Here is a 22,641-nt window from a genome sequence, read left to right as displayed (position 1 = left end):
AAATGAAATTGAAAAAAAGTTTATTCTCCTCGCTTGTCATTATATTTAGTTTAATGCTAATAGTCGGTTGTTCTAAGAGCAACACACCAACTACCTCAAATGAAAGTTCAAGTTCAAACCCGCAAGAGGAAAAAGAAATTAGAATTGCATACAATTTGCCTGCTGAGCATGCAACAGGAATTTACTTTGAAACTTTAGCAGATGAAATAGATAAACTCACCAAGGATACCTCCATACACTTAAAACCGCAAACCTTTCCAAATGGTCAGCTTTATAATGATTCTCAATTACCAGATGCGCTAACAACAGGTGGCGTAGAAATCGGCCAGTTAAATTCAGGATTTTTGGCAGGTGGTGCAGCTGAAGCACTTCGGATTGTCGATTTACCATTCCTTTTTAACACCTGGGAAGCGGAATGGGCTGCTGAAGACGGGGAATATGGTAAACTTTTTGGACAACAATTGGAGAAAATGGGAATGAAGTTACTTGGTTGGCCTATGTACGGGACAATCGAATTATATGGCAATGAACCAATAAAAATTCCTAAAGATGTAAATGGCAAAAAAATGAGAGGTTTTGGCCAGGGAGCTTCATTAATGTTAGAAGAACTTGGGGCGTCCCCTTTAAGTATGAGTTCACAAGAAATTTATCAAGCAATGGAGCACGGTGCAATTGATGGCTATACTACAGGTCCTTCATCGGTAATTGACCGCAGTCTTTTTGAAGTTACAAAATATGGCACAGATATGACAATGATGTATATTTCCTTCCAATCAGCTGCTAATATGACTTGGTGGAATTCGTTGCCTGAGGATGTGCAGACTGCTGTGCAAGAAGCTTCAAAAATTGCTCAAGAACAATCAAGACAGGCTGCAAAAAAAGGGGATAAAGAGTACAAAGACAAATTAACTGAATCCGGTGTAGAGCAGTATAAACCAACACCTGAAGAGTATGAGCAGTGGGTAGAAGCAGCATCAAGTCGTTATAATGAATATTTAGAAAAAACAGGGGAAATTGGTAAGCAATTTATGAAGTTTGTTGAAGAGGCTAACAAACAAAACCCGGCTAAATAATATTCGTGATGATGTCACAAAACCCTTGTGTCATCATCACCCTTTTATAGAAAATATTGAAAGGGTGAAAAAATGTGAAAACTGTTATAAAGGGAATCTTAATTTTTGAAAAAGCATTTATATATATATCTGCTGTTTTCATGGGATTGCTTTCTATTTTTGTATTCTATGAAGTAGTAGCAAGATATGTATTTGATTCCCCTACTATATGGGCAAATGAATTATCCACTTATATGCTGCAATTTATTGTTTTCTTTTCAATGGGATACTTGTTAATTCAGGATGGTCATATTAGAGTAACTTTTATTGAAGAGAAAATAAGTGGCTTAGCAAAAAAAATACTTAAGGTTGTAAGGACCCTTTTAGTAATTCCATATGCTTATGTATTGGTTTATTATGGGTTTATCTTTACCAGTAATTCCTTAAATTTAGGATCTGTCTCACCGACGCTGCTTGAATTTCCATTGTGGATACCTTATTCCTTCATTGCAATCGGAGGAGTGTTGCTTATACTGGCAAGTGTTTGCTCAGTACTTAAAATATTAAATGAAGATTCAAAAACGATACAAAAGGAGGGAGGAATTTGATAAGCACAAGTGCAATTATTATTTTGTTAGGTGTCCTGTTCGTTTGTTTATTTTTAGGAGTTCCGATCGGTTTTTCACTTGGATTATCTGGGGTTGTAACCATATTATTCGCAGCTAGTAGCCAGTTTATGATTCAAGTACCTATTACTTTATTTAAATCGTTATCAGAATTTGTATTCGTTGCAATACCCCTATATGTTCTGATGGGAGAAATTCTTTTTCATGGAAAAAGTGGAGAAAGAATTTTTATGGTTGTTAACCATTGGCTGCGAAAAATAAAAGGTGGTACAGGTATCGCAGGTGTTTCTGCCTATACGTTCTTTGCTGCAATTGTTGGATCCAGCATGACATCGGTTCTAACCATTGGGAAAATTGCTATTCCCGAAATGTTAAAACAAAATTATTCTAAAAAAGTTACTTATGGTTTGTCAGCAGTTGGAGGTTCACTGGGTATTTTAATACCGCCTAGTATACCAATGATTTTGTACGCATCTTTAAGTGGGGCTTCACCTGGTAAGCTGTTTATTGCTGGAATTATACCAGGAGTTTTGTTGGCAATAATGCTTTCAATTTATGCTTTCATAAAAGCTCCTAAGCTTGAAGAAACGAAGATTGCCAATAATTCGAATTTATTCCTTGAAAATCAGGAACTGTCAGCAACTTTAGAAACTGGAGCAAATACGTATACAGGAAAAAGTATTACATTAAAAGCATTACCAGATCTATTACTGCCGGTTATTGTGTTAGGGGGAATATACTTAGGTGTCTACACGCCTACTGAGGCTGCAGCAGTCGGAGTAATTTATGCTTTCATTGTCTCTTTTATTATTTATCGCAGTTTAAGTTTTAAACTACTTGGTAATGTCCTGGTAGATGCTGTTAAAACAACTGCTATGTTGTTAACAGTCGTTATTGGTGCACTAGTATTCGGATCAGCTTTAACATTACTGGGACTTCCTCAATATTTAGCTAATATTATTAATGATCTATCAGTAGCACCATGGGTAATATTACTTCTTATGAATATTATCTGGTTAATTTTAGGTTTCTTTTTAGAAGTGGTTTCCATTTTGCTAATTACAACTCCTATTTTTTTCCCAATAGCTATGTCGCTCGGATTTGACCCTATATGGTTTGGTATTATTATGATTATCAATATGGAATTGGCAGTAATTACTCCACCAGTAGGTATGAACTTGTTCGCATTAAAATCCCTTGTCCCAAATGAATCGATGGGATACATTATTAAAAGTGTACTCCCACTCCTGCTAATGGTGGTTTTTGTACTTATCCTGGTTTGGATATTCCCACAGCTTACACTTGTCTTAGTAAAATAAGATCAGGATAATGGTGATTTAGGATGAAGAACACTTTATATTTATCTCCATGGTTTATGTTAGCTTTGATGTTTACCTCACAGTTAATAGCTGCTTTTGGAAATTTAAGTGTAGCTCCGCTGGCACCCTTTTTTCAAGAGTCCTACGGAATTACTCATGTTCAAATTGGTTTCCTGACATCTGTACTTTCCACAGGTGCTTGTCTTTTTGCAATTCCGGGCGGGTGGCTTGTTGATAAATTAGGCATTAAAAACTTATTGTTGTTTTTCGGTTTACTGTTTGCCATATCGTATAGTCTGCTGGGGCTATTGAATAACTACCTTTGCACCTTGATCCTAATGCTGTTTATTGGGATATCCTATGGAGCAATGACTCCCATTACAACTAAAAGCGTTGTTCAATGGTTCGTTCCCAATAAAAGAGGTTTCGCAATGAGTATCAAACAAACAGGGGTGGTAGGAGGTGGGGCTTTTTCTTCCATTGTCATTGTCTACTTTGGCAGTAAAATAGGCTGGGAGATAACAGTTTTTTTATTAGGTGGGGTCTTTTTATTTTTTTATTTAATAATCTTTTTTTTGTACAGGGACCCATCAGATCAACAAGCAGAAACCCTGCCTAATCGTACTTTTTTTTCGAGAAATCTCCTAGTACAATTAACTAATAAAGTCTTTTTGCTTTTATGCCTAATAATGGCTTTGTTTCTTTGGTGTCAATTTTCTTTAACCACATATCTATTACTTTTTTTAAAAGATACTTTACTTTTTTCACTCTTCTGGTCTGGAACTGGATTATTTGTTTTTCTAATAGGCGGAATATTCGGCCGACTCTCTTGGGGTTGGATAAGTGACTTTTATTTTCTAAGGAAAAGAGAATATGTCATTTTTATAAACTCTTTAATAGGTTTTGTTTCTTTTGTTATTCTAGGTTTGTATAGTATTTATGGTTATATGATACCGAATTGGGTAATAATCTTAACTCTATTTTTTTTTGGTATGAATATAACCGGTTGGAATGGTGTGATGATAACCATTGTTGTAGAGGAAGTAGAAATGGAATATGCCGGCATTGCCTCAGGTATAAGCTATGCAATAGGGAATTTAGGAACAATCATTGGAGTCCCTATCTCAGGCTTTATGATTGAAAAAGCGGGTTATTTTTATACATTTTGGTATTTAGCACTAATTCTGGGTTTCGCAGCAGCAGTTATGGTTGTTGTTATTATCACAAAACAAAAGCGGACCTATAGAATGAAAGAAGGAAAAATATAAACCTGGTGTTTGAACATCTAGGAAAATTCCTTCTTCAGTATTATCGCCGATATTAATCTGTAAGCTGAAGAAGGAATTATTGTAAATTTATCTAATCGAACGAACTAATTACCAAGAAAACATATTTCTTAATTACTTAATAGAAGGATAAGGAGGTGTTCCATGAGAATTGAACAACTGCATTATTTAATTGGTATTGTAAATGCCGGGTCTTATTCCTTAGCGGCGGAAAAATTACATATTTCACAGCCTAGCATCAGCCAAGCAATAACAAATCTAGAAGAAGAGCTAGGCATCAAATTATTTTATAGGACCCGTTACGGGGTACAACCTACAGACGAGGGATTAATTGTTATCAGAAAAGCTCAGGAAGTATTGGAAAAATTAGATGAATTAAAAGAGGAGGTAAATATTCATTCGTCATCGATTACAGGCAACTTAAGATTGGCAATCGTGCCGAGCGTATGTTCAACATTGTTACCTAAAACATTAGCGATATATACAAAAAAGTATCCTTTGGTTCAGGTTGAAATTATCGAGGAAGGTTCCTTGGAAGTAATTAACGATGTTCGAGCCGGAAACGCTGAAATAGGGGTGGTTTCGATTCCAAACCTTGAATATGTTACCCAAAGCAGGTTGCAATTTAACGAACTATTAGAAACTAAAGTTCAAGCATGTGTGGGGAAAAACTTTCCGATTTCCAATAATAAAAGTATTTCACCAATAGAAATCGTGAAATATCCAATTGTCATGTTAAAGTCTAGTTATATAATTCGTCAATTCACCATTGACTTATTAAGTGATTATGGGGATCTGAATATATTGTTTACAACAGATAATACTGAGCTTTTAAAAAAGGTAATTATGGAAGGAGTTGCCATTGGTTTTTTTTCGGATCTCATCTTGAAAAATGACCCTTATGTATCAAATGGGGAACTAATCCCACTCGACATTAGCTGTAACACGAAATACTCTAATATTGGATGGTTGAATTCGAAAAATCGGTACTTTTCAAAGGCTGCACAAAAATTTATTAGAGAACTAGAGGAGCAAGCCTCGAATGTGCAAGCTATTTGCCCACCTGAAATGAAATAGTCTGATTCATTACAAGAATAATGAACATGATACAGGAATTTATTAATTAATCTTTTACAAGTGTTAATAGCTATAAATAATAACTTCATAGCCAATAGCATTCTTGAGAGATTGGAGGGTGGTACATATGCCATACGAATTCAAATTGCCTGATATAGGCGAAGGTCTTAACGAAGCCGAAATTGTTCGATGGTTTGTTAATGTCGGAGACACCGTAAAGCCGGATGATACGATTGCAGAGGTACAAACAGATAAGGCTGTGGTCGAAATGACTACACCAGTTGGAGGTACAATAAGTTCCAAAGCAGGTGAGGTTGGAACTATAGTAATGGTTGGCGAAACATTAATTACACTCAATCAGGCTAATGAAGAAACGCCTGCCTTATACACTAGAGAATACACGGTTAAGCAAACATATGAAGAAACTCAGGAAAAAAAGGAAAGGGTCCAAGAGAAAAAAACATTGACTAAGCGGATTATTGCTGCACCAGTTGTACGTAAAAGAGCACGTGATCTTGGTATTGACCTTTCTGAGGTTACCGGATCTGCAAAAGGTGGACGTATTACAATCGATGACCTGGTGAACTTCAAAAATAATCAGACTGCCGATGCGACAAAGAAATCAGAAATACCCCCACTTAAAAACAGTGACAGTGTAGTGGCAAGCACAGGGTTTGTTAGCAGTAAAGTGGAGCGCATCCCTGTAAGGGGCTTACGTAAAAAGATTGCAGAGAAAATGGTGCAATCTGCATACACTGCTCCCCATGTATCCAGTATGGATGAGATTGACGTATCAAAGCTCGTTCAATTAAGAAAACAGCTTTTAGAACATTTTGATCCAAGAATAAAATTGACCTATTTGCCATTCATTATTAAGTCGGTAACAAAAGCATTAAAAGAACATCCTTACTTTAATTCCTCATACGATGATGATAAGAAAGAAATTCTCCTAAAAAGACACTACAACATTGGAATTGCAACTGCAACAAAACAAGGATTGGTAGTCCCAGTCATCAAGCATACCGACAAAAAATCCCTAATTCAAATTGCGGTTGAAATCGAAGACCTAGTCAAAAAATCCCATGAACAAAGATTAGCGCTATCCGACATTGAAGATGGAACATTCACGATCACAAGTACAGGAATGGGGGGAGGCTGGTTTGCCACACCAATCATCAATTACCCTGAAGTTGCCATTTTTGGCGCACATGCTATTAAGAAACGTCCGGTTGTTATTGATGATGAGATCGTCATTCGTGAAATGATGGGGGTTACGATCACGTTTGACCATAGAGTCATTGACGGGGAGCCGGCAGCAAGGTTCATGAAAACCGTTACGAGATTTCTTGAACATCCCGAGATGCTGCTGCTAGATGTCAAATAGGTTGCAACGAAATAAGGAGGATTATCATGTACGACCAAAAGAATCTAGATTTCGAGAGAGTTCAGTTTCTTCGTGAGGATGGAAGCTACCAAAATAAATACGGAATCCATCTTAGTGATAGCCAGTTTGTTGACATGTATAATTGGATGGTAAAAGCACGTCTATTTGATGAAAAAATGCTAAAAATGCAACGTCAAGGAAGAATCGGAACATACGCACCCTTTAGTGGACAGGAAGCGGCACAAATTGGCAGCGCCTATGCTATGGAAAAAAATGATTGGATCTTCTCAAGCTACCGTGACACTGCAGCATCAATGGTTCATGGCCTTCCAATGAAACAGGCCATCCTTTATTACAAAGGACACTTGCTTGGTAGTCAAATACCTGAGGGATTAAATATATTTCCTATACAGATTATTATTGCTGCCCAAATACTCCATGCGGCTGGATGTGCGCTTGCTTCAAAACTGAAGGGGGAAAGTGATGTATCCATTTCCTATTTTGGAGATGGTGCAACTTCTGAAGGGGATTTTCATGAAGCTCTTAATATTGCTTCAGTGTATAAAGTGCCTGCTGTTTTTTTCTGCCAAAACAATCAATGGGCGATTAGCGTCCCCCGACACAGACAAACAGCTAGCCAAACGATTGCTCAAAAAGCTCTAGCCTATGGTATGAAAGGTATACAAGTGGATGGCAATGACATTTTGGCCGTTTATCAAGTGATGAAAGACGCACTAAGCCGTGCCAGAAACGGTGAGGGTCCAACATTAATTGAAGCTGTTACTTTCCGTCAAGGTCCGCATACATCGGCAGATGATCCAACAAAATACAGAAATCAGAAAGAAGTCAATGATTGGGTAACAAAGAATGACCCCATAGATCGTTTCCATGTCTTTCTAGAAAATCGAGGCCTCATTAACGAAGAAATAAAAGCCCAACTAATTGATAAGAGCAAAATTGAAATTGATAATGCTATTAAAGAAGCTGAGGCATTTAAGCTTGCTACAGTAGAAGAAGCATTCAATTATGTATATGACCAACCGCACCAACTCCTTTCTAAACAGCAAACTGAAGTTCGGAAATATCTCTTGAAAAAGGAGGGTCAATAACAGTGGCAGAACTTACAATGATACAAGCTATAAATCAGGCTTTGACACAAGAGATGGAGAGAGATGAGCGAATTGTCATCCTCGGGCAGGATGTTGGCAGAAACGGCGGTGTTTTTCGTGCAACTGAAAATTTGCAGATGAAATTTGGTGAAGAACGGGTGATGGATACACCCTTAGCTGAATCCGCCATTATAGGAACTTCAATCGGACTAGCAGTTAACGGCCTACTGCCCATAGCTGAGATTCAATTTCTCGGATTTAGTTACCAAACGATGGATCAGCTTTCAGCACAAGCTGCTAGAATACGCTTTCGTTCCGCAGGGAGATTCTCAGCGCCTATTGTTGTTCGGAGTCCATATGGCGGTGGGGTGAGAACACCAGAACTTCACTCTGATAGTTTAGAAGCATTATTTGTTCATTCCCCAGGTCTTAAAGTTGTCTTACCCTCGAATCCATATGACGCGAAAGGTCTGTTGATTTCAGCAATCCGAGACAATAACCCCGTACTATTCTTAGAACCTATGAGACTTTATCGGGCTTTTAGAATGGAAGTTCCTGAAGAAGCTTACGAAATACCAATTGGAAAAGCCAATATTTTGAAAGAAGGTGAAGATGTTACGATTGTGACTTGGGGAGCTACAGTACCCTTGGTTCAAAAAGTAGCAGAAGAAGCGGATGTAAGCGGCATTTCTATCGAAGTCATCGACCTTCGAACCGTTCAACCGATTGACCTTGATACCATTGTTGATTCAGTCGAAAAAACAAGTAGATTAATCATCGTTCATGAAGCGGTCAAAACGGGAGGTGTTGGAGGTGAAATTGCTGCACTTGTTAGTGAGCATGCCCTATTCTCGCTAGCTTCACCCATATTGCGAGTAACAGGTTATGATACACCATATCCTGTACCTTCAATTGAAGACGACTGGCTTCCTGCAGCTCCGAGAATTTTGGATGCAATTAGGAACGTGATGGAATATAGAGTATAATTTTTTCCCGTTCTATATTTTAAGAGAAGTAAATTGAACAGCCCCTCATCTAGAAATCTATTTTTAGATTTGAAATCCACTTTAGCTCATTCGATTTTCATTTGGCACGATTATTGCAAAATAAGAACTTGGAAAGGAGACATTACTTAATGATTATTAGATTTTTAAAAAATGACTGTTTAAATTATGGCTTATTAGAAAATGGCACCGTTAAACCTCTTAAAGGTGACCCCTTTGGTTCTTTAGAAGTCACTGAGGAGGAATTTGAACTTAATGAAATTACTCTTAAGTCCCCGGTAGTACCGTCAAAAGTAGTTTGTATAGGTTTAAATTACAAAGATCATGCTAGGGAAGTTAATTTACCTTTACCTGAAGAACCACTAATCTTCCTAAAACCCTCTACATCTGTAATTGGACCACTGGAAAATGTGATTTATCCGAAGCAAACTGAACGGCTTGATTTTGAAGGTGAATTAGGAGTCGTTATCAAAAAGCGCGCATATAAAATAAACCGGAGTAAGGCAACTGACTATATTTTAGGCTATACATGTGCAAATGATATTACTGCGAGAGATTTACAATTTAACGATGGACAATGGACCAGGGGAAAATCGTTTGACACTTTCTGTCCAATTGGCCCGGGAATTGTTCAAGAGCTGGACCCATCTTCTTTAGATATTACATTGAAGGTTAATGGAGAAATTAAACAAAAGTCAAACACCAGTCAGTTAATTTTCGATATACCGTATATAGTGGAATATGTTTCACAAGTTATGACTCTTTTACCTGGTGATGTGATTATCACTGGAACTCCCCCAGGAATCGATTCAATGAAGGTCGGTGATGAGGTTTCGGTTACTATAGATGGGATTGGTACACTTAAAAATCAAATCATTAGCGGTGAATAAAGGGACATTATCTACGGAGGAGAAATATGGTGTTTACCATATCGTACCTGGTCCTAAAAAAAAGTATGATTTTACAATCGGTAACTTTAGGGGCGAATGCTTTAGTGTGGGACATTGCAGATGTCCCTGCTATTTACCGAAAGCATCTCCCGCGAAATAATTCAAGAATCTTTTGAGAGATTTTTGTCAAAAATGAAAAGTTTTTTATACGGATTAATCATCCTAAGCTTAAGATGTTGAACTATGATTTGAGTTTACTCAGTGGGAAAGTCAATGGAATTATTTTACCAGTAGTAGAAAATATAGAAGAAGTTATGGAGGTGGTTAAAGAACTAGAGAAGATGTCTACTGTCTAAAAATAAAAATGCTGTGCCAATTGCTTCAGCACCTGGAGTTTAAAATGCTAAAAAGATTTCAAGCTCAAACAAGAAAATGATGCATTAGTTTTTGATGCTCAAATTTTTTGTTTTTAAATCGGGATTTTCTTGGAAAAGAGTGAAATGAACTTATTTTTGCTAGATTTAGAATAATATTAGCAGCTCTCTAGTAAGAGTGTCTGGTCATTGACCCCTTCATTGAATCGGCCAAAGAAGATCTGATAAAAGACTATATACAGGCTAAAAGGGATGGGATTCAAATCGGATAAACAACAATCTGCTCTTCAGTCATTCTGACCCAATTTATGATTTCTTGTAATAACTTATCCACCACTTTCCTCCTTAAACTAATTTACTGTCATTATTTTTTCATTTATACCATCACTTTCCTCAAACAACTATATTATCTATTAAACGACATTATTATTTTATAACAGCTATTAAGTATATGCTTCTCAAAAAGAGTATGATTTTTCAAGGGACAAAAAAAGATTCCCACTAAGTAATGATCGGCTAAATGAAAAATCATAAGACATATTTATTATAACTTAAATTTGTTAAAGAAGTGTTTCTTATATAAGACAAAAATATATCAATCTCAATTTCTACGTTGGTCTAACAGTTCTGCTGCAATATTTGTTTCTCCCGGGTAGTATTGATATATAAAAGAGAGATATCAGACTGGGTATGGCCTTATTCGAGGCTGGGGAAGATACTTTGGTATTGGATGTTCAGCAAGGCTTTTTAGAGATCTAGATCAATGGATAAAGAAGATTAAGACAGATTCAGCTGAGAAGCTAGAGGAAAATGGCCAAACTACACAAAGAATTGCGAAGGAAGAAATAGAAGGGAGAACTTCAGGCCTAAGATGACCAGTTGGCGAAGTTCTTTAACTAAACCTTTTCACACTGCAATGCCTAACGAATGGTTCCGAGAAAGGAATTTAATTTTTCTTACAGACATCTATAAGAACCTGCATCCCCAACGGGGATAATCATGGAGGAGCCGTATGCGATGACCTGCACGTTCGGATCTGTGAGAGGCGCATGTAATTTTTCATGCGCCTACTTTATTTGTTAGCTAAAATAGTACATATAACCGTCTCAGTCACAAAAAAAGGAGGGAAAGATTAGCTAGCGTCAAGACAATAGTTCGGCATAAGAGTAAATGCCTTTTTATTAAACGTAATTCCCTTACCAAGAATTACGCAATTCGTTATAATTAAGGATGGCGCAAGTTAAATAGCAGGAGTCTATTCACAGTTAGATTTAAGAAGGTGAAAAAAATCAACATCATTGAAACAAGGGTGAGAAGTTTTATAGAAGATATTCAACACCCGAAGCAAAGAAAGAAATTAAATATAAACGATTTAGAATTTCAGCTGCGGAAGCTGTTAGATGATTATTACGAAATGGATGGTTATTCGCTGTTTTATCAAGCCATCGAATCATTGCAAAATGAAGGGCAGCTGACGCCTATACATAATAGTCAATACAATGGCAGGACACCATCTCTGCCTTTATATTACTGGGTTAATCTAAAGGTTCATGCAAATAAATGGGACCGGTTCGAGATGATGAAATTAAGTGATCTGTTTGATTTTTCGTTTTATGAAAGGTACCCGGAATGGCAGACGAAAGAGGAATGGAACCGGATCCAGAATTTATATGATTTCCTACGATCCAGTCAGGAGCGGGAAATTGTTTCACTCGAGGAAAGAAGCCTGGAGCTGTTTGGCCATGAAAAATTCTTGCTGGATGGGATTAGTTTTCCGGAAGGGAAAGGCTTTTTAGCTCGAGTTGGCGTATCTGAAGAGCAGCTTAAAGTGATGAAGTACGGGGAGCCTTTTGTTTTTTGGATGAAGCAGGGGAAAGAAATCAATGACGTTCAGAGGGTACTGATTGTGGAGAATTTATCTTTCTTTCATACTTCCATTCAATTATTGGAAAGGGATCAGCTCGATTATGAGCCTGAACTCATCATTTATGGGGAAGGCACTAAAATTGAACGGAGCTTTTCGTTTTTCTTTCAAATGTTCCCGACCAAATCGTATTTATTCTATTATGCAGGAGATCTCGATGCGGCAGGATACGGGATCATTACCCGGCTGATCGAAAAATATCGGGATTGCTGCATTCAGCCTGCATTAAAAATATATCGTAAAATGCTCGATTGTATGGACCAAAGGAATGAACAGAAATCGGGCCAGATACAAAATCTGAAATATCGCGATGCGTTCTTAGAGTGGTTTACGGAAGATGAGCAGGAAGTATTAAGGCAATTATGGCAGGAAAATAAACGGATTCCTCAGGAAGTCTTAACTATTGAAACATGGAGGAGATGGATTTGAACGAATCATGGGAAGGGTTCGCCCAGCGGATGCAGCGATTAAACCCACTGTTTGAGCTTGGGAGAGGAATGGAAGTCGGAGAGCTGAAGCCTCATATCCAAACAATTCTGATGCAGGTGCTCCTCACCATTTTTTATCGGGAATTGAATGATGATGATCATCGGAGGAAATCGGATATCAAGTATATGGTCGAGGATTCGATAAAGCAAATGAAGCTTTTGGCCGATGAGAAGCAGATTGAACGGATCACGAGCGGCCTTCTGTATCAGGGTAAAGAAGAGTACAGCAGACCGTTTGAGGCCCTTTATTACGATGAAATCAGGCAGTCATGGGAGACTCAGGTTTTCCGCTACGTGACTATGGATGAATTATATACAAACCTGGAGATGGGCGGGTCCATTGTGTACAAACTCACCGATGTCTCACAGGAAATGATTTTTATGAGCAGGGAAATGGCAGAGGAATTTTCAATAACGATTGAACAGCTTTACAGTATGCAGCTGATTAAAAACGGCAATTTCCGCAAAGCTACTCGAAACCTCGATCACCTCATTTCACGGGTAAACCGCTTAATGGCAAAAGAATTCTCCTTTCAAAAAGAAATGATTAACAATCCCAAAATCTTATTGATGGAAGAAGAAATGCAAAGGGCTGATAACCGTGCGGAAATTGAAAAGCAATTCGAAGAAGAGAAAAATCACTTCCGCACCATCACCAGCATGATTGAGAAAACGAAACGAAGAAATGAAGAAGATGATCTTATTCAAAAGGAATTAATCCTTCTCCAGGAGAAGATTGGCCATACAAGGCAGCTGCATGACCGTTTTGCGAAGCTTGTTATTCAAAATATCTCCTATGAAATGAAATTAAAAGCAGAAAACCCATCGCTGTTTTGGGAAACCAGCCTGGTTTCATTTCGGGAACATATTTATGAAAACTGGTTCATGAAGGAAGGCATTTTTTCTTTCGATACGGTGGAAAAGGTGTTATCACCTTTATTTTCGCCAAAGAATGAATTTATTTTGCCCTTGGACTGGGTTTGGGGCGAACAGGAATTTGATGAAAAACAGCTGACAGAGACAATCGAAGAAGAAGAGGAAGATGAGGGCATTACCCATCAGCGGGTAACGAACTGGGATTCTGTCATAAAGGCCTGGAGCTATGTGTTTCAATATTTACAGACATACGGAGAGTTTTCATTGGCCGATTTATCAGCACTGCCGCTCGAAGTTCAGGATCTATGGTTTGAAGAATCGGAAACGATTGATTTATGGATGATGTTTGATAAAAAGCCGTTGAAGGTTCAAGTGCTGCATCGGAAGGAAGAGGCGTTAAGCGATGAACGGGAAATTCTTCTTTATAAGCTTATGCAGGAGTATCCCCAATTTCAGGTGTTTGAAGGACTGAAGATCTATACCGAGTTTGATCATCGGGCGGAACCTTTCCTCTGGTATCAAATGAAAATCACCCCGTTTAAAATTTGTGTACAGGAGGAGAAATGATGAGTGGAGAAAGTATCAAAAAAGCCTCAGCTGTTTATTTTACACTTTTAAAAGACAAAGTCATCGACGAAAACAGCGAGCACTTTCAGGCGTATTTTGATCCCGATGTGAGGCAGACGGTTCTTTTATTGGCAGATGAATCCGGTACCTATATCATTGAGTCGCCAAAACGGATTCAGCTCGTTGTGCAGCCGACCGGCTCTGTTTTTGCTACGAATTTTACTCATATGAAGGACAAGCATAAGCAGGTTGAGACAAAGAAACATTTTCACTTGATGAGCGTTGTCATTATGGCCTTTTTGGCAAGCATCGATCGTAACCAGGCGGCTAAAATCCGCACGAAGCGGGAAGGAATCAGCTTCTACTCATTGGAGCGGCAAGTTAATGATGTGATCATGAACTGGGATCACATGCTTAAGGCAAATCCCGCATACGGAGAAGATGAAAAAATTGATATGAAGGATGTCGTGACAACGTGGAAGTACATGGAGGTCGACACCGATGATTATGGAGCCAGAAAAGCAAACCGCCGGACGCGTATCGGCTTGATTACAAGCAGCATGCGTTTATTGGAAACTGAGGGTCTGATTGTGATCCTTGACCGGGAGGATATTCCGAAGGCGATCCCGAAACAGGAGTTATTTGAGCGGATTGAATACCTGTATCACGATTATGACCGATATGAAATGTTCAAGGAATTAATGAAGACAGAGGAGGATCAGCATGCCGAAAATCCATCGAATTAGAATTGCCGGCCTGAAATATGATGGCATGCAAAAACAGTATAAGGATACCACATTTAACTTCCATAATGAGGAAATCTCTACAAATGGCCTCATTTCCATGATGAATGGAGGAGGAAAAGGGGTCTTCCTGCAAACCATCTTCCAGATCCTCAAGCCTGGAACGGCATGGGGAAAACAGAACAATCGCTATTATCAGCAATTCTTTTTTAATAATAAAGAGCAATTCATTCCTTATACCTTTCATGTGCTCATTCAATGGGAGCTCGACGGTGCTGACCGCAGGCACTTAGTGACAGGCGGGATGTTTTCAGCTGAACAGCGGATTTCCATGAACGAGGAAAGCGGAGAAAGCAAAACGCTTGAACAGGAAGCGAAGATTGTCCCGAATATTACATTTTATACAAGGGAGTTTGAACGGAAAGAAGAAGCATCGCTTGATCATATTCCACTTTATGAAGATGATGAACTGGCTGAAACGGAAGGCCTGAAGGATTATTTAAAATGGAATGGGTATGATGTTTACCGGGATACAAAAAAGCACTACCGCATCCTTGATACATACGGCATTAACCGCAAAGACTGGGATATTATGAAAGATATTAACAAGGATGAAGGCGGCGTTGGAAAATTCTTTGAAGGCGCTGAGGATGATCATTCCCTGTTTCAGAAGCGAATTATTCCTACTGTCAGTCAGGTCCTGCACCGGACAGAGCATCAAAAGAACGATTTGGTGGAGATTTTTAAAAGTCAGGCAAGCATCGCGAAGGACCTGCCTGTTCTATTAAAAAGAGAGCAGGCCCACAAGGAATTCCTGGAAGATATTCCTCCTTTTGAAGAAAGCCTGGCTAAGGGTGTCAAGCATAAAGAGATCGTTGAGGACAGCATCAAGGTGGGAAGGCAGCTGCTTGGCGCTTTGGAACATTTGAAGAAAACGGAAGAAGAAACACTAATTGAGCTGGAAAAGGAAATCGAAAAATTAACCGGTAAGCAGGTGGATTTACGCTTTCAGAAAGACAACCTCGAGTATGCAAAAGCCCATCGGGAAGTGATGGATTGGGAGAAGAAATTAGCGGAAGAACAGAAGAAGCATAATATCCTGCAGGAAGCTGTAAAGGAAAAGCAGGAGCGAAAAGACGAGCTGGCATTTCAGCTTTTATTAAAAGAATGGCATGAAGGGGAACAGAGCATTCGCGCGCTTTCCCAGCAGATTGCGAAATTGGAGCAAAACAGCGGCTTAGAGCAAGTGAATCAAAGAATGGAAGAAGTCAAACAAGAAGCGAAGCTGCAATGGGAGAAGTCTTCTGCAGCCATTGGGGAAGCGGTTAAACAGTATGCGGGGTATCAAAAATTCCTGAAGAAAAAAGCGAACGATCTCTCGAAACAGGATAAACAAAAAACAAAAGAGATCGCCCAGCTTCATACGGAAATTGATTTTCTGTATACGCAAATTCATGAATTTGAGGCGAAAGAAGAAAAGCTCATCAAAGAATTCGGCGATCGCTTAACCTATGATCTGCAGGGCTTTATCGAGAATTTGTCAAAGCAGATTGAAGTCAAAAAAGCTAGTTTGGAAGATTTGCAGGCAAAGGATAAACTATCAAATGAAAAGCAGAATCAGCTTGCATCAGCACATGGCACGCTCGCTCAATCCATTCAGTTTTCTGAAGAAAAATGTGAAGAGTTAAAGCTCAAAAGTGAAGAGCAGCATCGTAATGAAGCGAAGCTGGCCGATAAACTTCATGGGTTATTGGATGAAGTCGCAGCTCCATTCACGAATGCACTTTTATCAAAGTATGCCCTGCAAGTGGAGGAGCTCCTTGTTCAGAATCGGGAGCAGGGGGAAGAAGTTAAAAAATCGCTCTGGGAAACGCAGCTGGATTATGCCTTGAATGATGAGCACTTCTGGATTGCGAACAATGACGTGAAGGAATTAAAAGAATGGATTGATGAGAAGACGGGCATTGACGTGTTTTACGGGTCCCAATTTATCCAATCCTTAAAACCTGACGAAATGGCGAATCATTTGCTTGCGCATCCGCTTCTTCCTTATGGTTTAGTGGTTAGCAGGCCGCAATGGGAAAAAATTAATCAACAGGTTTTGTCAGGAAGAATGTTTAAAAGCCCGGTTCCGATTTTTATGCGGGAAGAAATGACGAGCGATAACCAGCAGGGTACCTTTGTGATGATTACCGGCACGGAGAAGGAATTGCTGACAGATAAAAATCAATTCACAAACTGGAAAATTAAGATTGCGAAACAAATAGAAGAAAAGAAAGATACACTTGCAGAGATCGAAAAAACGGAAACCTCTTTACGGCGAATTTTAAAAGAAATCGACCGCTTCCTGGCCAATGAGCTGGCCAATGAGATCGATCGTGCACTGAATCAGGAACAGGAAGCAATGATTGCCAAGAAGACCGAATTACACTCAATCATCGTGCAGGAGCAAAAAGAAAAAGAACTGCAGCTGGGACTTAGAGAGCAGTTGGAGAAGACTAAAGAAAAGATTGAAAAACTATCAAAAGATGTGGAAACATTAGAGGGATTTGACCATGAAAAGTCGCTGCATCAGGAAAATAAGCGGGTAAAGCTAGAGAAAGAGAAACAAAAGGAAGCATTTACTGCCGCCCAGAAAGAGATTGGCAGTGAGCACCAAACCATTGTTGACCTGCAGGAAAAGTGGAGTCAAACGTATTTGGAATGGAAGCTATCAACCGAGCAAAATCTTAAGGAGATCAGATTTTTTATTGAAAGTGCAGCCTTTCCTGCAGCCGAGAAAGCTGAAGCTTCTGAAGAGGTACCGCGTTTATCCTCGCACATGTTGGAAGAGATCAACGGAAGTATCGATGAACTAAAACAGCTTCAAAAATCGAAAGAAGAACAAGCCAGTGAATTACTGGCCATTCAAGCGACAAGAGATTCCGAACAGAAACAGCAAAAGAAGCTGGAGAAAAAACTTCAAGCTCTTAATGAAGAGTGGAAGGAAGCTTCAGAACCGGATGAACCAATGAGCATTTTAGAAAACATGGTCCAGACGGCTGCAAAGGAAACAAAGGCAGCTGAGAAAGAGGAACGCGAACAGGGAACGGCCGTAACCGTTGCTGAAACGTCATTAAAGCATGCCATTGATCAGCGTAAAAAGTCAGCTAAAAAAGTGGACAAGCATGACAAACAGCCGGAAGAATGGGAAGAACTTGATTTGGAAGTAAAGACGGTTGAAATTACGGACCAGACAAAACAGGCGAAGGCAGAAATGAAGCAAACAGAAGAGCGCAAAAAAGAAGCCGAACAAAACATTGCTGGTTTCGAAGGCGACTTGTTAACTCTATCCGTTATCCTGAAAGAGGAAGCGGCTGCCTTTACGGAAGAGGATGTCGAGAAAATTAAGAGCCAAGGAAGGCAAAGTATTATATTCTGGAGTGAAAAACACCAGGATATTCAGGAAGAAGGCCAGGAGAAGCACGCGAAAATTGAACAATCCCTGCGCAATTTAAAGCTTTCAATTGAAGGAAAGGATTGGGAGGTCCGCTTTAAGAATGAAGTCTTAACCACCCTTGATCATATGGATACAAGGCATTATGCTCATATTCAAAGTGTCGTTCAAAACATGAAGCGTTTTTCACAGAGCGGCTTAGAGCAGTTGGAACGTGACAAAGAACGGGCAGAAAAAGCGCAAAACTTCTGGGCAAGCCGTGCAAGCATGAAGGTGATGAGCATTGCAGAAGCGATTCGTTCCATGATTGCGAAAATGAAGCTGAAAAATGAACGGGGATCTTTCCCGCTTGTTCAGCTAAAAGAAGACATCCTGCCTAAAAAAGCGGAAGAGGTCGAACCGCTGCTGAAACAGCATTTTGTTTCAGCCATTAACAAAATTACGAAGCGATTCGAGTTGATTGACGACAGTAATTTGGAGCTGGATCAGGAAATCAAGCAGCTCATCAGTGATGAGCAGATTTTATTTGTCTCCCTCAGAAATCGATACCCAGAGATTTTGGTTTATAACATGCGTACAGACAATGCCTTTATGTATGGAAAGCCACAGCGCGAACATTATTCAACCTGGCAGACGATCAACCAGGGTTCGAAAACGAAATCCGATGGCAGCGGCGGCCAAAAGCTATCTGCCCGAATGGTCATGATGATGATGCTTCTATCTGTTAAGAGTGAAACTGACCAAAGCTGGGTTCCGTTAGTCTGTGATAATCCGTTTGGCCAAGCGGCATCGGCCCATGTGCTTGACCCAATCTTCGCTGTTGCCGATAAACTGAAGTTCCAATTCATCGTCGTCACGCCGCCTGAACTGGTGAAAACAGAAATCAGCCAGAGGTTTGATGCATATTATAAATTGGACTTTATTCGGGAAAAAGGAAAAGAGGTCGTGTCGGATACGATTGTTCCGGCGTTTCGTATTTATCAGGGGGAGGAAGTTGTTCAATAGAACCTCGTACCCTGCTAAAAAGGAATAGGTTTTTTGAAGAGAGGTATTAAAGTATTGCCATTTTGCTAAAACTATGCAATACTTTATTCGAAATTAATTATAATTCTATAATCAAATTCTTATCCAGAGAGGTGGAGGGACTGGCCCTGCGAAGCCTCAGCAACCCCTGATTATTTCAGGAAGGTGCTAATTCCAACAGAGTTAACGCTCTGGGAGATAAGAGGTCGTTAATAAAGTACAAAGGCCTCTTATGATAAGAGGTCTTTTTTGTTGCCTTTTTATCAAATGAATGGGATATAAAGATACGAGCTATGGAAGAGGAGGAATTGACATAATGGAAAGCAGCGTTATACAGGTACCGGAAGCTTACGTAAAGATATTACAGGAATCGCAACTGCTCGGCTTTGAGCAGTCATGTGATAGAAAAACAGGTTTTTTACTAAAGGGATTGGCTGCCTCAAAACCAGGGGGCAGCTTTTTAGAGCTGGGAACAGGTACAGGAGCGTCTGCTTCCTGGATCATCGATGGAATGGATGAAATCAGCACGCTTACAACGGTTGACATTGATTCAAGAGTTCAGTCCATCGCAAGAAGGCACCTGGGGAATGACAGGAGAGTATCATTTTGCTGCGAGGACGGAGCAGCCTTTATTCAAAACCTATCAGAACGGTTTGACTTTATTTTTGCCGATACGTGGCCGGGAAAATTCGAGCTGTTGGACAAAACGTTGGACCATTTAAATGTTGGCGGTTTTTATGTGATTCATGATGTGTTTCCGCAATCGAAATTACCAGAAAAATATAGAATCAAAGCAACTAAACTCTTAAAAACTTTGCAGGACAGACCTGACCTGGACATTACAGAATTAGATTGGTCTACCGGGCTGATATTGGCAGTTAAGACTGGGGTTAATTTATAGAATGAAATTATCACTAGAATTGGGGGATCGTTCATGAATCTTGTGAAAAATCAGGTTGAACATGTACTGCATGAGGGTGAAAACGTTATTGAATGTTTAAGCTGTTCATTAGTAGCACATTACTGTTTAGCACCGCAGGCAGGCTTCTTTGCGGCAACGAACAAAAGACTGCTATTCTGTGGAATCCAGGTATCAGACACAAACAAGGAATTTGTTGAAGAATTTGAGTATAGGAATATCGCTTCCCTTTCAGAAAAAAGAGGAATCACAGGAAAGCATATTCATTTGTACTATAATCAAGACTTGTACAAATTCCAGCAAATTCAGGGCATGAATATGTTTGATTTTATGGTGGCTGTTAAGGAGAAGATGTGCTTGTTTTCCACTTCAACAAAAGAGCGTTATCCTGTAAGATAAGCGCTCTTTTCAACTTAGGTATTGGTTTTAATAAATTAAAAAGGGCGAAAATATTTGAATATATGCCTCGGGGTTTTTTATAAGAATCGTAAGAAATCCTAATTACTTACGTAATCTTTCCATACATTAGCGATTAAATGGACCCCTCTCTGAATTTCCTGCATAGTGGGTGCACCATATCCAAGCATTACTTGATGGTTTGGCTTGTGAAGCAGATACATAGGTGAAACAGCATCAATTTCAACTCCTCTTGACTTTGCCAGTTCGATTGCTTTTGATTCATTCAATCCTTCGGGTAATGTCACGATGATATGTAAGCCTGCTGTATCCCCTATGATTTCAAATTGTTCTCCCAAATGGTTTGATAGGCTTTCTATTAAACAGTTTCTTTTGGCTCGGTATAGAGTTCTCATTTTTGCTATATGGGATATATAATTTCCTTCTTCCATAAAATTTGCAGCAACCCGCTGATCAATTCTTGAAACAGTCGATTTTTGATAAGTATTAAACTTTTCAAAGTCTTGTTGAAGAGAAGCTGGCATAACAAGATAACTTATTCGAAGGGACGGCAGCAATGTTTTTGAAAAGGTGCCAAAGTAAAGCACACGGTCTTTTGAATCCAGATGGGATAATGTCGGGATAGGTGCTCCTTTGTAGCGAAATTCAGAATCATAGTCATCCTCGATAATATGAGCATCCTCTTTATCTGCCCAATTTAATAACTCAGCCCTTCTAGCAATAGACATTATCGTGCCGGTCGGATATTGATGAGCTGGTGTCAAATATAATAGTTTTACTGGCTCATTAGGCACACGGCATCCTTCTTCATCCACAGAAATCGGATGACATGGCAGCTGTAATTGTTCAAAAACAGATTTTGCCCGAATAAAACCAGGATCCTCTGTTCCGATGGCTCTCCGGTTAAAAAACAAACATACGTTTAGTAATTGCTGCTGAAAACCGCTGAATACATACACTTGCTCCGGCTGGCAGGCCAGCCCTCTAGCCTGTTGCAGGTATTGTGCAATTTGTACACGGAAAGAATATTCTCCCTGCCACGGTGCATTGCTGCCATTGGATTCACTAAGCTCTTTTCGATATAGTCTGTTCCAATGTTTGTAGGGGAAGGCAGAGGCATCAATCTGCCCATTTTTAAAATTGATAAGATACTCATCCTGAACTCTTTTCTCAAAAGCAGCTGTATCATTCTCACTATAGTGCCATTCATCCTGAATTTCCGAAACAAAATATCCTTTGCGTTCCACTGAATAACAGTATCCCTCACTCTGCAATTGTTCATAAGCCATTTGAACAGTCATGATGCTTACGTTTAATTGTTCAGCCAAACGCCGCTTTGCAGAAAGTTTAGCATGAGCTGGCAATTTTCTATCTAAAATCGCTTTTTGTATTTGTTCATAGATTTGCTTATATTTTGTTTTATGATCCGAAAGCAGAATTTGAAGTTCCATATAATCACTCCTGGTATTATATTAAAAATCATTTTTGGTTATTTAAATCATACCAGAAATCAATTTTAATAGATTCAAGGAGAGTGATATTATGAAAAAATTAGAAAACAATTTTGTACAGTTAATTCCAATGGGACTTGAGCATATAGAAGGGATTTATGAAGCGTCTCAGGATAAACGAATATGGGAGCATGTGTCTGTCGATTTAACTGACAAAAGCCGGGTTATTCAATATGTTGAGGATGCTATACAAAAACGTGAGCAAGGCACCGATTTTGCTTATGTCATTGTAAATAAAAATACAGGGAATATCATCGGTGCAACCTGGTTTCTCGATATTTCAAACCAACATAAACGGCTTGAAATCGGCTCAACTTGGGTGAACCCTATTTATTGGCGCTCAAATATTAATACAAACTGTAAATATTTATTGTTAAAATATTGCTTCGAAGAACTTTCCCTTAACCGTGTACAAATTAAAACCGGACATAAAAACATCCGTTCGCAAAAAGCGATAGAACGAATCGGTGCGGTTAAAGAAGGCATCCTTAGAAATCATATGATACGAAAAGAAGGGACTATCCGTCATACTGTCCTATATAGTGTCATAAAGGAAGAGTGGGACAAAGTAAAAAGACAATTCGAAGAACACTTGCTTTATTAAGGTATTGTTGAA

The 22,641-nt window shown here is 39.1% G+C and carries 18 protein-coding genes and 1 riboswitch; of the genes, 17 read left to right on the top strand and 1 reads right to left on the bottom strand.

What is annotated here, in order from left to right:
* The first annotated feature begins 2 nt into the window (after positions 1-2).
* The 16 genes from AC3ZVC_RS20250 to AC3ZVC_RS20175 all read left to right on the top strand — a co-directional run bounded on the left by AC3ZVC_RS20250 (position 3) and on the right by AC3ZVC_RS20175 (position 20,496).
* Positions 3-1,073: a TRAP transporter substrate-binding protein gene (locus AC3ZVC_RS20250; RefSeq protein ID WP_490064975.1), complete on the top strand. Its 1,071-nt coding sequence runs from the start codon at positions 3-5 to the stop codon at positions 1,071-1,073.
* A gap of 74 nt (positions 1,074-1,147) precedes the next feature.
* Positions 1,148-1,660 carry a TRAP transporter small permease subunit gene (locus AC3ZVC_RS20245; RefSeq protein WP_490064974.1) on the top strand — a complete coding sequence of 171 codons (513 nt, stop codon included), beginning with the start codon at positions 1,148-1,150 and terminating at the stop codon, positions 1,658-1,660.
* Complete coding sequence (locus AC3ZVC_RS20240; RefSeq protein WP_490064973.1) at positions 1,657-2,997, top strand: TRAP transporter large permease; 1,341 nt, start codon at positions 1,657-1,659, stop codon at positions 2,995-2,997. The genes AC3ZVC_RS20245 and AC3ZVC_RS20240 overlap by 4 nt, the downstream gene beginning before the upstream one ends.
* A 23-nt stretch (positions 2,998-3,020) precedes the next feature.
* Positions 3,021-4,265 carry an MFS transporter gene (locus AC3ZVC_RS20235; protein WP_490064972.1) on the top strand — a complete coding sequence of 415 codons (1,245 nt, stop codon included), beginning with the start codon at positions 3,021-3,023 and terminating at the stop codon, positions 4,263-4,265.
* Positions 4,266-4,427: 162 nt separating this feature from the next.
* The gene (locus AC3ZVC_RS20230) at positions 4,428-5,360 is read left to right on the top strand and encodes a LysR family transcriptional regulator (RefSeq protein WP_490064971.1); all 933 of its coding nucleotides are present in this window, start codon (positions 4,428-4,430) and stop codon (positions 5,358-5,360) included.
* Between the two features lie 127 nt (positions 5,361-5,487).
* On the top strand, positions 5,488-6,744 hold the full coding sequence (locus AC3ZVC_RS20225; RefSeq protein ID WP_490064970.1) for a dihydrolipoamide acetyltransferase family protein: 1,257 nt from the start codon (positions 5,488-5,490) through the stop codon (positions 6,742-6,744).
* Between the two features lie 26 nt (positions 6,745-6,770).
* Positions 6,771-7,853: a pyruvate dehydrogenase (acetyl-transferring) E1 component subunit alpha gene (gene pdhA, locus AC3ZVC_RS20220; RefSeq protein WP_490064969.1), complete on the top strand. Its 1,083-nt coding sequence runs from the start codon at positions 6,771-6,773 to the stop codon at positions 7,851-7,853.
* A gap of 2 nt (positions 7,854-7,855) precedes the next feature.
* Positions 7,856-8,839, top strand: coding sequence for an alpha-ketoacid dehydrogenase subunit beta (locus AC3ZVC_RS20215; RefSeq protein ID WP_490064968.1), 984 nt, complete (start codon positions 7,856-7,858; stop codon positions 8,837-8,839).
* A gap of 149 nt (positions 8,840-8,988) precedes the next feature.
* Complete coding sequence (locus AC3ZVC_RS20210) at positions 8,989-9,747, top strand: fumarylacetoacetate hydrolase family protein (RefSeq protein WP_490064967.1); 759 nt, start codon at positions 8,989-8,991, stop codon at positions 9,745-9,747.
* Positions 9,748-10,786: 1,039 nt separating this feature from the next.
* Positions 10,787-10,996, top strand: coding sequence for a group II intron maturase-specific domain-containing protein (locus tag AC3ZVC_RS20205; protein ID WP_490068971.1), 210 nt, complete (start codon positions 10,787-10,789; stop codon positions 10,994-10,996).
* Positions 10,997-11,400: 404 nt separating this feature from the next.
* Positions 11,401-12,474: a Wadjet anti-phage system protein JetD domain-containing protein gene (locus AC3ZVC_RS20200; RefSeq protein WP_490064966.1), complete on the top strand. Its 1,074-nt coding sequence runs from the start codon at positions 11,401-11,403 to the stop codon at positions 12,472-12,474.
* Positions 12,465-13,976 (top strand): hypothetical protein, encoded by a 1,512-nt coding sequence (locus AC3ZVC_RS20195; protein ID WP_490064965.1) that lies wholly within the window; start codon positions 12,465-12,467, stop codon positions 13,974-13,976. The genes AC3ZVC_RS20200 and AC3ZVC_RS20195 overlap by 10 nt, the downstream gene beginning before the upstream one ends.
* Complete coding sequence (locus AC3ZVC_RS20190; protein ID WP_490064964.1) at positions 13,973-14,722, top strand: DUF6063 family protein; 750 nt, start codon at positions 13,973-13,975, stop codon at positions 14,720-14,722. Before AC3ZVC_RS20195 ends, AC3ZVC_RS20190 begins: the two co-directional genes overlap by 4 nt.
* Positions 14,700-19,160: a coiled-coil domain-containing protein gene (locus tag AC3ZVC_RS20185; RefSeq protein WP_490064963.1), complete on the top strand. Its 4,461-nt coding sequence runs from the start codon at positions 14,700-14,702 to the stop codon at positions 19,158-19,160. Before AC3ZVC_RS20190 ends, AC3ZVC_RS20185 begins: the two co-directional genes overlap by 23 nt.
* Positions 19,161-19,276: 116 nt before the next feature.
* Positions 19,277-19,383, top strand: a riboswitch (SAM riboswitch).
* Positions 19,384-19,494: 111 nt separating this feature from the next.
* Positions 19,495-20,079 (top strand): O-methyltransferase, encoded by a 585-nt coding sequence (locus AC3ZVC_RS20180; protein WP_490064962.1) that lies wholly within the window; start codon positions 19,495-19,497, stop codon positions 20,077-20,079.
* A gap of 33 nt (positions 20,080-20,112) precedes the next feature.
* Positions 20,113-20,496, top strand: coding sequence for a PH domain-containing protein (locus AC3ZVC_RS20175; RefSeq protein ID WP_490064961.1), 384 nt, complete (start codon positions 20,113-20,115; stop codon positions 20,494-20,496).
* A 98-nt stretch (positions 20,497-20,594) separates the two neighbouring features.
* Here the strand turns inward: AC3ZVC_RS20175 and pdxR are convergent, their stop codons facing one another.
* Positions 20,595-21,965 carry a MocR-like pyridoxine biosynthesis transcription factor PdxR gene (gene pdxR / locus AC3ZVC_RS20170; protein ID WP_490064960.1) on the bottom strand — a complete coding sequence of 457 codons (1,371 nt, stop codon included), beginning with the start codon at positions 21,963-21,965 and terminating at the stop codon, positions 20,595-20,597.
* 91 nt (positions 21,966-22,056) lie between these two features.
* On the opposite strand from pdxR, the gene AC3ZVC_RS20165 reads away from it, so the two are divergent.
* Complete coding sequence (locus tag AC3ZVC_RS20165; RefSeq protein WP_490064959.1) at positions 22,057-22,629, top strand: GNAT family N-acetyltransferase; 573 nt, start codon at positions 22,057-22,059, stop codon at positions 22,627-22,629.
* The last annotated feature ends 12 nt before the right edge of the window (positions 22,630-22,641 follow it).

Source organism: Cytobacillus sp. C11.1 (genome assembly GCF_058145115.1).
Note: the sequence above shows the minus strand (reverse complement) of the source record. Positions and strands in the feature narration are given on the sequence as shown.